Origin of the sequence: Streptomyces sp. NPDC050145 (assembly GCF_044460245.1) — a bacterium.
Classification (GTDB): domain Bacteria; phylum Actinomycetota; class Actinomycetes; order Streptomycetales; family Streptomycetaceae; genus Streptomyces.
The window spans coordinates 166,148-180,660 of sequence record NZ_JBITJS010000009.1 but is presented as its reverse complement, the minus strand read 5'-3'; the positions used below and the strand labels follow the sequence as shown (position 1 = coordinate 180,660).

Below are 14,513 nucleotides of genomic sequence, written 5' to 3'. Positions count from 1 at the left end.
GAGCCTTCAAGAGGCTCAGTCGTGCACCCGCACCACCCTCAACTCGGGCGAACGCAGGATGTCCTTCTCGCAGAAGCGCTCCGTGACCCACTTCCCGCCCGAGAACAGCCGGGTCTGGTCACTGGAGTGCGCCGACGCCGTGTTCGACGACTGGCCGTACGTCAGGAGCGTACGGGCCACGGGGCAACGGCCGCCGTCCCAGCCCACGGCCTGGATGTAGCTGGAGCCGTGCACGACCTCGGTGTAGCCGCCGCCCGCCGGGTTCCAGGCGGTCTCGACCTTGTTCCACACACCGAGGGACTCCGTGCCGCCGTGCACCGGGATCCGCTCCCCGCCCCGCACCACGAACTGGTTGCGGCCGAGCTCGCCGTCCGACGGGATGCCCGCGCCGCGCAGTTCCGCGACCGCGTCCGCGAGCGCCGTCGCGAAGCCGGGAGCGTCCGTGTTCAGCGTGTTCGGCGTGCGGACCGGGTCGGCCGCCGAGAACGGCACCTTCCACAACTGCGCCGCCGGCACCTTCGCCGTCAGCTTGCGCCAGAACCGGTCGAAGAGCAGCGCCCCGCGGCTGTCCGTCCGCATGGTGCGGTCCCAGGAGGCCAGCACCCGGCACGCCTCCGCGACGTCGACGGCCTTGCCGTCGCTGCCCGTCGCCGTGCCGCCCGGCAGCGCCGCGCAGGCCCGCGCCGTGTCGGCCGCCGCCAGATCACCGGCCGGCACCCGGTCCGCGAACTGCTGGCGCTGGAGGTCAGCCACGGTCAGCTTCCCGCGTCCGGCCATCGCCGCCACATCCTCGACCGCGCCCCGCGTCCGCATCGAGCGGGGCGTGCCGACCGTGCCGAAGACCCGCTCGTAGCCGGTCAGCGGCCGGTCCGCGTTGGCCAGCCACGCGCTGTCGTTCGAGTTCTCGGCGTACGGGGCGTCCTTGAGGACCGGCATCCGGGACGGGCCGAAGATGCCCGGCTGCACCGCGTCCGCGTCCTTGCCGAGCGCGCAGTCCCCGCGCGACCCGTCGAGCACCGCGACCCCGGAGGCCGGGTACGTGACCTTGCCGAGCGGCGTCGAGCAGCGCGCCGCCAGGTCGTCCGTGATGCGCGGCAGCACCTGCGACTGCGTGAACAGGGAGTGCCCCGCGGAGTCCGCCGCGATCGTGTTCACCCACGGGATGCCCTGGGTGCGGCGCAGGGCGCGCAGCACGTCGTCCGTCGAGCGGGCCTTGCTGAAGCCGAGCGCCGTGTCCGAGGCCCGCAGGTTCAGCGCGTTCGGATCGTTCAGCGCGTACGCCGTCGTCGCCGTCCAGGGCAGCGGCAGACCCGCGCCCATCGAGGTGACGACCGGGCCGTAGCGCGTCCACCACTGGGTGCGGGTCACATCCGGGCCGCCCTTGACGGGCACCGTGACCGTCCGGCGCGTCATCGGCTCCCGCTTGCCGTCGACCACGTACGCGGTCGGGTCGGCCGGGTCCAGCGTGAGCTGGTGGAGGTTGAGGGTGACGCCCGTGGCGACGGTGTGGCTCCAGGCGAGGTGCGCGTTGTGGCCGATGGAGATGCCGGTCGTGCCGAGCAGCGAGCCGCCCATCACGTTCAGCTCGCCCGGGATCGTCTGCTGCGACTGCCAGAAGCGGCGGCCGCCCTGCCACGGGTAGTGCGGGTTGCCGAGCAGCAGGCCGCGCCCGTTCGCCGTCGTGTCCCCGCTGAACGCCACCGCGTTCGAGCCCATGTCCGCGTCGTCCTGCGCGAACAACTCCTGTGCGGCGTCCGCGAGTTCCTTCTTGTCCGGGGACTGCGGGGCGGCGGCTCCGGGCGCGGGCGGCTGGGCGGCCGTGATGCCGTCGACGCCGCGGCCCTGCCCGCCGAGCACCGATATCGCGAAGCCGCGCGCCGCCACGTCCAGCGCCGTCACCGGCTCGACCCAGCCGGCGCCCTTGCAGGCCGGGTCCGTGACCGGGTGGTCCCGCAGCCAGGCGTTGTACCCGGCGGCCCAGCCGCGCATCGCGTCCTTGGCGTCCTCGCTCGGGCCGGCCGGGGCCGGGGTGGCGAGCAGCTTCTCCACGGTGCGGCTGTCGCGGACCCCGCGGAAGTACAGGTCGCTGGCCAGGTTCGTGGTCGCGGAGGACAGGGAGCCGTCCGGCGCCGCGTCCGCCCCGAACCGGCGGGCGCGTTCGCCGCGCACCGTCACGAACCCGTCGGCCAGCGTGCACACCTGGTCGGCGGCCTGCGCCCACCCGGTGCCGAACCCGAGGCTCGCGTAGTCCTTCGCGACGATGTGCGGAATCCCGTACTCGGTGTACCGGATGGTGGCGGACAGGCCGCCGCCGTGCGGGTGATCCGCGCGGCCGGCCTGCGCGGAGGGCGCCGCGGCCGTGCTGCCGAGCACGGTCAGCAGAGTGATCCCGACGGCCGCGAGGGGCCGCCGTCTCGGGCGGGTGCGCATCGTGCTCCCAACTGGAGGGGAAACAGGGGCGGTTGAGCGTACCAACGGGTATGTCGCCTGCCGAGGCCCTTGCGTAGACCTCTTGACCCGGCGCTTCGCACCGCTGAGGATCACGCCATGACGAGCTCACCGGCAGCAGAGGCAACGGGCAGCACGGTCGACGGCGTGCTGCGGCGCAGCGCCCGCCGCACCCCGGCACGGGTCGCCCTGCGCTACGGACCGCGCTCCTGGACGTACGAGGAGCTGGACGACGCCGTCTCGCGCGCGGCCGGGGTGCTGCGCGGCCTGGGCCTGTCCGCCGGCGACCGGGTCGGCGCCTACGGACACAACTCGGACGCCTACCTGATCGGCTTCCTCGCCTGCGCGCGGGCCGGCCTCGTGCACGTGCCGGTCAACCAGAACCTGACCGGCGACGACCTCACCTACCTCGTCCGGCAGCACCCTCGTCCTCACCGACCCCGACCTCGCCCGCCACCTGCCCGACGGCACCGACACCCTGGCGCTGCGCGACGCCGACGACTCGCTGCTCGCGCGGCTGCCCGCCGCGGAGCCGTACGACGGTCCGACGCCGCGCGCCGACGACCTCGTCCAGCTCCTCTACACCTCCGGCACGACCGCCCTGCCCAAGGGTGCCCGCATGACGCACCGGGCCCTCGTGCACGAGTACGTCAGCGCGATCCACGCCCGCGACCTCAAGGCGACCGACCGGCCGGTGCACGCGCTGCCGCTCTACCACTCGGCCCAGATGCACGTGTTCCTGCTGCCCTATCTCGCGGTCGGCGCCACGAACACGCTGCTCGACGCGCCCGCCCCCGGGCCGATCCTGGACCTCGTCGAGGCGGGCGAGGCCGACAGCCTCTTCGCGCCGCCGACCGTGTGGATCGCCCTGTCCCAGGACCCCGGCTTCGCCACCCGCGACCTCGGCGCCCTGCGCAAGGCGTACTACGGCGCCTCGATCATGCCCGTGCCCGTCCTGGAACGGCTGCGCGAACGGCTTCCCTCGCTCGCCTTCTACAACTGCTTCGGGCAGAGCGAGATCGGGCCGCTCGCCACCGTCCTCGGCCCCGACGAGCACGAGGGCCGGATGGACTCGTGCGGGCGCCCCGTCCTGTTCGTCGAGGCGAAGATCGTCGACGAGGACGGCAAGGACGTGCCCGACGGCACGCCCGGCGAGGTCGTCTACCGCTCGCCGCAGCTGTGCGACGGCTACTGGGACAAGCCCGAGGAGACCGCACAGGCCTTCCGCGACGGCTGGTTCCGCTCCGGCGACCTCGCCGTGCGGGACACCGAGGGCTACTTCACCGTCGTCGACCGGGTCAAGGACGTCATCAACTCCGGCGGCGTCCTGGTCGCCTCCCGTCAGGTCGAGGACGCCCTCTACACTCACCCCGCCGTCGCCGAGACGGCCGTCGTCGGCCTCCCGGACGAGCGCTGGATCGAGGCGGTGACCGCCGTCGTGGTCCGCGGCGCCGAGGTCACCGAGGCCGAACTCCTCGCCCACGCCCGCGAGAAGCTCGCCCACTTCAAGGCGCCGAAGCGGATCGTCTTCGTGGACGAACTCCCGCGCAACGCGAGCGGCAAGATCCTCAAGCGCGAACTGCGGGACCGCTTCGCCGCCGGATGAGCGGGCGGGCGAACCCGCCCGTGAACCGGCTCATACGTTCCGCAGGTCCATGATGCGCTTGATCTTGCCGACCGAGCGCTCCAGGGTCTCGGGGTCGACGATCTCCACGGAGACCGTCACGCCGACCCCGTCCTTCATGCCCGCCGCGATGGCCCGCGCCGCCGCCTCCCGCTCGGCCGGGGTCGCGTCCGGGCGGGCCTCCGCGCGGATCGTCAGGGCGTCCATGCGGCCCTCGCGGGTCAGCTTCAGCTGGAAGTGCGGGGCGACGGCCGGGGTGCGCAGCACGATCTCCTCGACCTGGGTCGGGAACAGGTTCACCCCGCGCAGGATCACCATGTCGTCGCTGCGGCCCGTGATCTTCTCCATGCGGCGGAACGCGGGCCGCGCCGTGCCGGGAAGCAGCCGGGTCAGGTCCCGGGTCCGGTAGCGGATCACCGGCATCGCCTGCTTGGTGAGCGAGGTGAAGACCAGCTCGCCCTGCTCCCCGTCGGGCAGCACCTCGCCCGTGATCGGGTCGACGATCTCGGGGAGGAAGTGGTCCTCCCAGATGTGCAGCCCGTCCTTGGTCTCCACGCACTCCTGCGAGACGCCCGGGCCCATGACCTCGGACAGGCCGTAGATGTCGACGGCGTCGATCCCGGCCCGCTCCTCGATCTCGCGCCGCATCTCCTCCGTCCACGGCTCCGCGCCGAAGATCCCGACCCGCAGCGAGGAGCTGCGCGGGTCCACGCCCTGCCGCTCGAACTCGTCGAGCAGCGTCAGCATGTACGACGGCGTGACCATGATGATCTCGGGCTTCAGGTCCTGGATGAGCCGCACCTGGCGCGAGGTCATCCCGCCGGACGCCGGGATCACCGTGCAGCCGAGCCGCTCGGCCCCGTAGTGCGCGCCGAGACCGCCCGTGAACAGGCCGTACCCGTACGCCACGTGCACCGTGTCCCCGGGACGGCCGCCCGCCGCGCGGATCGCCCGCGCCACCAGGTCCGCCCAGGTGTCCAGGTCGTCCTGCGTGTACCCGACGACGGTCGGCAGGCCCGTCGTACCGCTGGAGGCGTGCAGCCGGCGCACGTCCGAGCGGTCCACCGCGAACATCCCGAACGGGTAGTTGTCCCGCAGGTCCGTCTTGGTCGTGAACGGGAAGCGGGCCAGGTCCGCGAGGGAGGCGCAGTCCTGCGGGCGGACCCCGGCCTTGTCGAAGGCGTCGCGGTAGAACGGCACCCGCTCGTAGACACGGGCCAGGGTCTCCCGCAGCCGCTCCACCTGGAGCGCCCGCAGCTCGGGCAGGCCCATCAGCTCGCCCGCGTCCCAGCCCTGTGTGTTCGAAGCCCTCGACGTCATCGTCCGCACTCCCGAAGTCCCGACCGATCATTCGGTTGATCTGTTGACGTCAGTAATTCAAGCCGGGACCACCCACGTCAAGAGATACGGGCGTGCGGGTTGTCCCTCGCCTCCAGGACGTACGGGGTGGTCGTCCCCAGGGCGACGAAGCCGAGGCGCTCCAGGATCGGCCGGCTGTACGGCGAGGCGTCGACGTGCACGTACCGGAAGCCGCGCTCGGCGGCGATGCGGGTCCGGAAGGCCACCAGGGAGCGGTAGATCCCGCGCCCGCGCCAGGCCGGCACCGTGCCGCCGCCCCACAGGCTCACGAAGTCCGTGCCCGGGTGCAGCTCGAGCCGCGCGGCGCTCACCGGCTCGGCCCCGGCCAGCGCGACGACCGCCGCGACCGTGCCCGGATCCTGCGCCAGCTGGCTGCGCAGCAACTGCCCGATGACCGAGCGACCGCCCTCGAAGGCCTGGTCGTGCACCTTCTCGACGAGCGCGACGTCCGCCTCCTCGGTCACCGGCAGCAGCCGGATCCCGTCCGGCGGCGGCACGTCGAGCGGCAGCGCCGCCGTCTCCGCGACGAGCAGCGCCTCGCGCTCCTCGGCCGTGAACCCGGCCGCCGTCAGGCGCGCGGGCAGATCGGCGGGCCGGTCGTGCCCGTACGTCTTCCACTCGACGTCACGCCCGGCCGCGCCGAAGAACCGGACCTGCTCCGCGATCGCCGCGTCGGCGCTCTCCTCGTCGAGGTCCGACCAGAGCACCGCGCTCCAGCCGCCCTCGGGGCCGAGCTGGCGCACGACGCCGCCGGTCCGCTCGATGACGGCGCCCGCCTCGTCGGGCCGCGCCTCGCGCCGCATCTGCCGGTCGTACAGGTCCCGTACCGCTTCAGAATCCATGCGGTCACCCCAGCACCGGCGCGATGCCGGGGCAACCGGATTAGCGCGCCCTAGCCGGCCGCGGAGTCCGCCGCCACGCTGCGCGCCCAGCGGTAGTCCGCCTTGCCGCTGGGGGAGCGCTGGATGCGGTCCGTCACGACGAGCTGGCGGGGGATCTTGTAGCCGGCGAGATGGGTGCGGCAGTGCGTCTGGAGCGAGTCCAGGGTCAGCTCCGGGGCGCCGTCGCGCAGCTGCACCACGGCCGCCACATGATTGCCCCACTTCGGGTCCGGGACCCCGGCGACCAGCGCGTCGTAGATGTCCGGATGCGACTTGAGGGCCTGCTCCACCTCTTCCGGATAGACCTTCTCGCCCCCGGTGTTGATGCACTGCGAACCCCGGCCGAGGACCGTGACGATGCCCTCCTCGTCGACGGTCGCCATGTCGCCGAGCAGCACCCAGCGCGCCCCGTCGTACTCGAAGAAGGTCTCGGCGGTCTTCTTCGGGTCGTTGTAGTAGCCGAGCGGCACATGGCCGCGCTGCGCGAGCCGCCCCACCTCGCCGACCGCGACCGGTCGGTGCGTCGCCGGATCCACCACCTGCGTACGGGCGTTGACCCGCAGCCGGAAGCCCTGGCCCGCGCCCGAGCCGTCGGTCGCCGTGCCGTTGAACCCGGACTCGGACGAGCCGAAGTTGTTCAGGAGCATCACGTTCGGCACCAGCGCCTGGAACGCGGCCCGCACCGAGTCCGACATGATCGCGCCGGACGAGGAGACACTGAACATCGACGAGCAGTCGGTGCCCTTCAGCGGGCCGCTCAGCGCGTCGATCAGTGGGCGCAGCATCGCGTCGCCCACCAGCGACATGCTGGTGACCTTCTCCTTCTCGATCGTGCGCAGCACTTCCTCCGGCACGAACTTGCTGTGGATCACGACGCGCTGGCCGAAGTTGAAGCCGATGAACGCGGTGAGCGTCGACGTGCCGTGCATCAGGGGCGGCGTCGGGAAGAACGTGATGCCGTCGCCGCCCGCCGCGACCCGCTCCGCGAGCTCCTCGGGCCGCGCCACCGGCTCCCCGGTCGGCGCGCCGCCCCCGAGACCCGAGAAGAACAGGTCCTCCTGGCGCCACATCACGCCCTTGGGCATGCCCGTGGTGCCGCCGGTGTAGATGATGAACTGGTCGTCGGCCGAGCGCGGCCCGAAGCCCCGCTCCGGCGAACCGGCGGCCTCCGCCTCCGCGAAGTCGACGGCCTTCAGTGGCGGCGCGGCCGGATCCGGGGTCCCCACCCGGATCAGGTGCCGCAGCTTCTCCGTCCGCGGCAGCGCCGCCGCGACGCGCTCCGTGAACTCGGCGTCGAAGACCAGCGCGGTCAGATCGGCGTCGCGGTAGAGGTAGACCAACTCCTCTTCCACGTACCGGTAGTTGACGTTCACCGGCACGACGCGCGCCTTGAGGCAGGCGAGCACGGTCTGGAGGTACTCGACCCCGTTGTAGAGGTGGAGCCCCAGGTGCTCGCCGGGCCGGACGCCGCTGTCGACGAGATGGTGCGCGAGGCGGTTGGCCGCCGCGTCCAGCTCCGCGTACGTCAGTCTGCGCTCCGCCCCGGTGCCCGGGTGATCGACATGGACGAGCGCCTCGCGGTCAGGGACCACGTCGACGACCGACTCGAACAGGTCGGCAAGGTTGTACTCCACCGCTCCTCCTGACCGTGGCACCGTCTCGTGTGCCGGTCATCACAGCAGAGTCGGAAGGAAGGCGGAAGAGGCCGCGGCAAGAAATCTGACTACCTGTCAGAAAACTCTTGTGCCCGTCCGCCCCCTCCTGCAACCTGTTCTCGTTCCGAGGGTCACGGGACCTCGGGGCTCCGGTCGACTGGAGGGCAGCCATGGGCGGTACCGAACATCTCGACGTACGGCGTGAGGGCGCGACGCTCGTCCTCACGCTCAACCGGCCGGAGGCGAAGAACGCCCTGTCCCTGCCGATGCTCGTCGGCCTCTACGACGGCTGGCTCGAGGCGGACGCCGACGACGCGATCCGCTCCGTCGTGCTCACCGGCGCCGGCGGCGCGTTCTGCGCCGGCATGGACCTCAAGGCGCTCGCCGGCAAGGGCATGGACGGGCAGCAGTACCGCGACCGCATGAAGGCCGACCCCGACCTGCACTGGAAGGCGATGCTGCGCCACCACCGGCCGCGCAAGCCGGTGATCGCGGCGGTGGAGGGCGCCTGTGTCGCGGGCGGCACGGAGATCCTCCAGGGCACGGACATCCGGGTCGCGGGGGAGTCGGCGATGTTCGGGCTCTTCGAGGTCAAGCGGGGGCTGTTCCCGATCGGCGGGTCCACGGTGCGGCTGCCCCGGCAGATCCCGCGCACACACGCGCTGGAGATGCTGCTCACGGGGCGGCCCTACACGGCGGCCGAAGCGGCGGCGATCGGGCTCGTCGGGAGTGTGGTGCCGGACGGTACGGCGCTCGACGCGGCGCTGGCTCTGGCCGAGCGGGTCAACGCGTGCGGGCCGCTGGCCGTCGAGGCGGTGAAGGCCTCCGTGTACGAGTCCGCGGAGCTCTCCGAGTCGGACGGGCTCGCCGCGGAGCTCAAGCGCGGGTGGCCCATCTTCGACACCGCCGACGCGAAGGAGGGGGCTCGCGCCTTCGCGGAGCACCGCCCCGCCGTTTTCCGTCGCGAGTGATCCGGCTGCGGGCCGGTGGGGCTTCTCGCGCAGTTCCCCGCGCCCCTGAGATGCACACCCTTCGGGTGGCATCTCCCCGATGAGGCGCAGCCTCCTCTAGGGGCGCGGGGAACTGCGCGACCAGCCATGACGCGACCCGCAGTCGGCGACGAGACAGCGAACCCCGCAGACGAGGACCCGACCCGAACCGAAGGAGACCCGCGCGATGACAACAGCCCCCCGCCCAGACATACTCCGGGCACCCCTGATCGTGGAGTTCCCGTTCACCCGCTCCCTGGGCCCCGTCCAGAGCGCCTTCCTCACCGGACTCCGGAACAAGGTCACCCTCGGCGTCCGCACCCCGACCGGCAAGGTCCTCGTACCACCCGTCGAGTACGACCCGGACACCGCAGACGAGCTGCGCGACCTCGTCGAGGTCGGCACCACCGGCACCGTCACCACCTGGGCCTGGAACCACGCACCGCGCCGCGGCCACCCCCTCGGCACCCCGTTCGCCTGGGTCCTGGTCAAGCTCGACGGCGCCGACACCGCACTCCTGCACGCCCTCGACGTCCCGGGCCCCGACGCCGTGCACACCGGACAACGCGTCCGCATCCGCTGGGCGGCCGAGCGCGAGGGCGCCATCACCGACATCGCCTGCTTCGAACCGGACGACAGCACGACGGAACCCGCCCAGGCCACCCCGCACCAGGGCGAGTTCGGCGCCATGGTCACCGGCATCGTCACCCCGGCCCGGCTCGACTACGAGTACAGCCCCGGCGGCGCCCAGACCCGGTACATCAACGCCCTCGCGGACCGCCGCACCGTCGGCGAACGCTGCCCCTCCTGCCACAAGGTCTACGTCCCGCCCCGCGGCGCCTGCCCCACCTGCGGCGTCGCTACCACGGAACAGGTCGAGGTCGGCCCGGCCGGCACCGTCACCACGTACTGCATCGTGAACATCAAGGCGAAGAACCTCGACATCGAAGTGCCGTACGTCTACGCGCACATCGCGCTCGACGGCGCCGACCTCGCCCTGCACGGCCGCATCGCCGGGATCCCCTACGACCAGGTGCGCATGGGCCTGCGCGTCGAACCGGTCTGGACCGAGGGCGGGCGCTACCCCGACCACTACCGGCCGACCGGCGAACCGGACGCCGACTACGACACGTACAAGGAGCTGATCTGAGATGCGGCCGCCGATCCGGGACATCGCCGTCGTCGCCTTCGCGCAGAGCGACCACCGGCGCACCACCGACGAGGTGTCGGAGGTGGAGATGCTGATGCCCGTGCTGCACCAGGTCCTCGACGCCACCGGCCTGAAGACCAGCGACATCGGCTTCACCTGCTCGGGCTCCAGCGACTATCTCGCGGGCCGCGCCTTCTCGTTCACCATGGCGCTCGACGGCGTCGGCGCCTGGCCGCCGATCTCCGAGTCGCACGTCGAAATGGACGGCGCCTGGGCGCTGTACGAGGCGTGGACCAAACTCCTGACCGGCGAGGCCGACACCGCGCTCGTCTACTCCTACGGCAAGTCCTCGCCCGGCTCCGTGCGCGACGTGCTCACTCGCCAGCTCGACCCCTACTACGTCGCTCCGCTCTGGCCCGACTCCGTGGCCCTCGCCGCGCTCCAGGCACAGGCGCTCGTCGACGCCGGCCACACCGACGAGAAGGCCCTCGCCGGGGTCGCCGCCCGCAGCCGCACCGCCGCCGAGGCCAACCCCCACGCCCAACTGCGCGGCGCCGGTGTCCCGCAGGGCGACTACGTCGTCCGGCCGCTGCGCACCGGCGACTGCCCGCCCGTCGGCGACGGCGCGGCCGCCGTGATCCTCGCCGCCGGTGACCGCGCCCGCGAACTGTGCGAGCGGCCCGCCTGGATCCGCGGCATCGACCACCGCATCGAGGCCCACTCCCTCGGCGTGCGCGACCTCACCGACTCGCCCTCCACCCGGCTCGCCGCCGAACGCGCGGGAGCCTTCGAACGGCCCGTCGACACCGCCGAGCTGCACGCCCCCTTCACCTCGCAGGAGGTCGTCCTGCGCAAGGCGCTGGGACTCGGCGACGACGTCGACGTCAACCCGTCCGGCGGCGCCCTCGCCGCCAACCCCGTCATGGCCGCCGGCCTCATCCGCATCGGCGAGGCCGCCGCCCGCATCCACCGGGGCGACTCGCACCGCGCCCTCGCCCACGCCACCTCCGGGCCCTGCCTCCAGCAGAACCTGGTCGCCGTACTCGAAGGGGAGGACCAGCGATGAGCACCGCCACGCACAAGGAACCGGTCGCGGTCGTCGGCATCGGCCAGACCAAGCACGTCGCCGCCCGCCGCGACGTCTCCCTCGCCGGACTCGTCCGCGAGGCCGCCAAACGGGCCCTGGACGACGCCGAGTTGACCTGGGCCGACATCGACGCCGTCGTCATCGGCAAGGCGCCCGACTTCTTCGAGGGCGTCATGATGCCGGAGCTGTACCTCGCCGACGCGCTCGGCGCCGTCGGCAAGCCCATGCTCCGCGTCCACACCGCCGGATCCGTCGGCGGCTCGACCGCGCTCGTCGCCTCCAACCTGATCGCGGGACGCGTCCACGGCACCGTCCTCACCCTCGCCTTCGAGAAGCAGTCCGAGTCCAACGCCATGTGGGGCCTGTCCCTGCCGATCCCCTTCCAGCAGCCGCTCCTCGCCGGCGCCGGCGGCTTCTTCGCCCCGCACGTCCGCGCCTACATGCGGCGCACCGGAGCCCCCGACACCGTCGGCTCCCTCGTCGCCTACAAGGACCGCCGCAACGCCCTCAAGAACCCCTACGCCCACCTCCACGAGCACGACATCACCCTGGAGAAGGTGCAGGCCGCACCCATGCTCTGGGACCCGATCCGCTACTCCGAGACCTGCCCCTCCTCCGACGGCGCCTGCGCGATGATCCTCACCGACCGCGCCGGAGCGGCCCGCGCCCCGCGCCCGCCCGCCTGGCTGCACGGCGGCGCCATGCGCAGCGAGCCGACCCTGTTCGCCGGCAAGGACTTCGTGTCGCCGCAGGCCGGCAAGGACTGCGCCGCCGACGTGTACCGGCAGGCGGGCATCGCCGACCCGCGCCGCGAGATCGACGCCGTCGAGATGTACGTGCCGTTCTCCTGGTACGAGCCGATGTGGCTGGAGAACCTCGGCTTCGCCGCCGAGGGCGAGGGCTGGAAACTCACCGAATCGGGGGTCACGGAGCTCGACGGGGACCTCCCCGTCAACATGTCGGGCGGCGTCCTCTCCACGAATCCGATCGGCGCCTCCGGCATGATCCGCTTCGCCGAGGCGGCCCTCCAGGTCCGCGGCCAGGCCGGGGAACACCAGGTGGACGGGGCCCGCAAGGTCCTCGGGCACGCCTACGGCGGCGGCGCCCAGTTCTTCTCCATGTGGCTCGTCGGCGCGGAGCCGCCCACGAGCTGAGCACTGCCGTGCCGCGCGGCCTGTGCGGGGCCCGGCCCGGTCGCTACGCTGGCGCACGGACGACGAACCGGGAGGAGCACGGACGTGGCCGAGAGCACCATCGACCAGCACCCGCTCACGGGGTGGGACAAGCCGGATCTGGACCTGAGCGCGGCGGACTGGCAGTCCAGCAGCAACGGCAGAGGCGACGTCCAGATCGCCTTCGTCGAGGGATTCGTCGCGATGCGCAACAGCGGCAGCCCGCAGAGCCCCTCGCTGATCTTCACCCCCGCCGAGTGGGGTGCGTTCGTGCACGGCGCCCGCGAGGGCGAGTTCGATCTGACGTAGCCCGTCGTCCTTGGTTTCGTTCGCTGAATTCCCTTCGACACGTGACCTTCGGCCCTGTCCTGCGGCGCGCGCATGCGAAAGCCTGGCCGCAGGAACAGCCGGTCTAAACAGGGCACGGACACCGTGCCCGGTGTCGGAGGCGAAACCAGTCATGAGCACGCCGCACGCCCAGCCCGTAGTCGCCGCGGTCGACGGATCCGACGACAGCCGCAGAGCCCTCAACTGGGCCCTCGCCGAGGCGTCCCGGCGCCGCACGGGGCTGCGCGTCCTGCACGTGCGGCAGTACGCGCCGGCCGTGCAGCCCGGGGTCCTTGTGGCCGGGGGCGAGCCGCCCGAGCGCCAGGACCAGGTGCTGGAAGGTGTGCGCGCCTCGCTCGCGGCGCGCGGTGGTGAGCTGCCGCCCGTGGAGTACGTCGGCCGTGAGGGGATCCCGGCCGCCCTGCTGCCCGAGGAGAGCGCGGGCGCGCAACTCCTCGTGCTCGGCTCGCGCGGACGCGGCGGCTTCGCCAGTCTGCTGCTCGGGTCGAACGGGGTCGCGACGGCCCGGGACGCCGACTGCCCCGTCGTCGTGGTGCCCCGGCCGGGTCGCCGGATCGACTCCGAGGTGCCGGTGCCGGCCGGCCCGCGCGTGGTCGTGGGCCTGCAGACCGACGACCCCGACGAGACGGCCCTGGCCTTCGCCTTCGCCCACGCCTCGCGCACCGGGGCGCGGCTCCAGGTCGTCGCCGCGTACCCGTGGCCCGTACTGGCCTGGAGCGCGTTCGGCGACTTCACACCGTCGGTCCAGGACCAGCAGGCGGCCGAGCGCGAGACGCTGAACATGGCCAACGACGCGCTGGTGGACCCGCGGAAGTCTCACCCTGAAGTCGAGGTCGAGCTGTACGTCGCGCCGGGCGACGCGGCCGGCCATCTCGTCGACGCGTCCCGCGAGGCGGAACTCGTCGTCGTGGGCCGCCACCGCCGCCGCCTCACCCGCCCCGCCCCGATGCTCGGCTCGGTCACGCACGCGGTGCTGCTGCACGCGGCGAGCCCGGTGGCGGTCGTCCCGCCCGCGCCGCAGGAGGACGAAACCGCCTGACGGGCTTCAGCGCAGGACCACGCATCCGCGCCCGGTCAGCTCGGCGAGCAGGGCGGGTGCGATACGTGTGCCGTTCCAGCGCAGGTCGAGCTTCTCCAGCGCGGGGAGTTCCGTGATCCAGGCGGGCAGTTCGCGCAGCCGGTTGCCGCGCAGGTCCAGGCGGCGCAGCCGCGGCAGCCCGCGCAGCGCCTCGGGCACGGCCGCGAACGCGTTCTCCCGCAGCTCCAGCTCGCGCAGTTCCGTGAGGTCGCGCGCCGAGTCCGGGAGGGTGGTGAGCGCGTTGCCGCGGAGCCACAGTTCGCGCAGTGCGGACAGCGCGCCGATCCCGTCGGGCAGCGCCGTCAGGCGATTGTGCTGCGCGCGCAGCTCGACGAGGCCGGTCATCGCGGCGAGCGTCGACGGCAGCGCCGTCAGCGGGTTCTCGCCGACGTTCAGGTACGCGAGCCGGTCGAGCGCCCCGAGCGTGTCCGGGAGCTCGGTGAGCCGGTTGTCGTGCAGGTAGAGGAAGCGGGTCAGGTGCGGCAGCGTGCCGATCCGCGCGGGCACCGACGTCAGCAGGTTGTGGCCGAGGTCGATCGTGTGCAGCCGGGTGAGATCGCCGATCCGCTCGGAGATCGCGGTCAGGTGGTTGTCGGGGAGGAGCAGCACCTCCGCCTCCGGGTGGCGCCACACCTCGTCCGGCACGGCGTGCAGACCGGCCCGCCAGTAGTTCAGCACCGATCCGTCCACGGTCATCGCAGCCCCCTGTCCCCACGCGCCAC

The 14,513-nt window shown here is 72.6% G+C and carries 11 protein-coding genes and 1 pseudogene; 7 read left to right on the top strand and 5 right to left on the bottom strand.

The genetic code is table 11. The features are described from left to right. Positions 1–15: 15 nt before the first annotated feature. Positions 16–2,430 (bottom strand): penicillin acylase family protein, encoded by a 2,415-nt coding sequence (locus ACIBTU_RS19690; RefSeq protein ID WP_399127544.1) that lies wholly within the window; start codon positions 2,428–2,430, stop codon positions 16–18. 117 nt (positions 2,431–2,547) lie between these two features. Here ACIBTU_RS19690 and ACIBTU_RS19685 point away from each other — a divergent pair. Beyond that, positions 2,548–4,054 (top strand): annotated as a pseudogene (locus tag ACIBTU_RS19685) (acyl-CoA synthetase). A gap of 30 nt (positions 4,055–4,084) precedes the next feature. On the opposite strand, the gene paaK reads toward ACIBTU_RS19685, so the two are convergent. From paaK to ACIBTU_RS19670, 3 genes are all read right to left on the bottom strand, one after another. Beyond that, complete coding sequence (gene paaK / locus ACIBTU_RS19680; RefSeq protein WP_399127543.1) at positions 4,085–5,392, bottom strand: phenylacetate--CoA ligase PaaK; 1,308 nt, start codon at positions 5,390–5,392, stop codon at positions 4,085–4,087. Between the two features lie 77 nt (positions 5,393–5,469). After that, the gene (locus ACIBTU_RS19675) at positions 5,470–6,273 is read right to left on the bottom strand and encodes a GNAT family N-acetyltransferase (protein WP_399127542.1); all 804 of its coding nucleotides are present in this window, start codon (positions 6,271–6,273) and stop codon (positions 5,470–5,472) included. A gap of 50 nt (positions 6,274–6,323) precedes the next feature. Continuing rightward, on the bottom strand, positions 6,324–7,946 hold the full coding sequence (locus ACIBTU_RS19670) for an acyl-CoA synthetase (RefSeq protein ID WP_399127541.1): 1,623 nt from the start codon (positions 7,944–7,946) through the stop codon (positions 6,324–6,326). Between the two features lie 191 nt (positions 7,947–8,137). Between ACIBTU_RS19670 and ACIBTU_RS19665 the strand changes: the two genes are divergently transcribed. The 6 genes from ACIBTU_RS19665 to ACIBTU_RS19640 all read left to right on the top strand — a co-directional run bounded on the left by ACIBTU_RS19665 (position 8,138) and on the right by ACIBTU_RS19640 (position 13,752). After that, entirely contained in the window at positions 8,138–8,938 is an 801-nt protein-coding gene (locus ACIBTU_RS19665) for a crotonase/enoyl-CoA hydratase family protein (protein ID WP_399127540.1), read from the top strand. 205 nt (positions 8,939–9,143) lie between these two features. Next, entirely contained in the window at positions 9,144–10,106 is a 963-nt protein-coding gene (locus ACIBTU_RS19660) for an OB-fold domain-containing protein (protein WP_399127539.1), read from the top strand. Between the two features lies 1 nt (position 10,107). Then, positions 10,108–11,172, top strand: a complete 1,065-nt coding sequence (locus ACIBTU_RS19655; protein WP_399127538.1) for a thiolase domain-containing protein — start codon at positions 10,108–10,110, stop codon at positions 11,170–11,172. Continuing rightward, the gene (locus tag ACIBTU_RS19650) at positions 11,169–12,347 is read left to right on the top strand and encodes a thiolase domain-containing protein (RefSeq protein WP_399127537.1); all 1,179 of its coding nucleotides are present in this window, start codon (positions 11,169–11,171) and stop codon (positions 12,345–12,347) included. Before ACIBTU_RS19655 ends, ACIBTU_RS19650 begins: the two co-directional genes overlap by 4 nt. 84 nt (positions 12,348–12,431) lie before the next feature. After that, a complete protein-coding gene (locus ACIBTU_RS19645; protein WP_399127536.1) occupies positions 12,432–12,674 on the top strand; it encodes a DUF397 domain-containing protein in 243 nt (80 codons plus the stop codon). A 151-nt stretch (positions 12,675–12,825) separates the two neighbouring features. Beyond that, the gene (locus ACIBTU_RS19640; protein WP_399127535.1) at positions 12,826–13,752 is read left to right on the top strand and encodes a universal stress protein; all 927 of its coding nucleotides are present in this window, start codon (positions 12,826–12,828) and stop codon (positions 13,750–13,752) included. A gap of 6 nt (positions 13,753–13,758) precedes the next feature. Here ACIBTU_RS19640 and ACIBTU_RS19635 read toward each other — a convergent pair whose 3' ends face one another. Further along, the gene (locus tag ACIBTU_RS19635) at positions 13,759–14,487 is read right to left on the bottom strand and encodes a leucine-rich repeat domain-containing protein (protein WP_399127534.1); all 729 of its coding nucleotides are present in this window, start codon (positions 14,485–14,487) and stop codon (positions 13,759–13,761) included. Positions 14,488–14,513 lie beyond the last annotated feature (26 nt).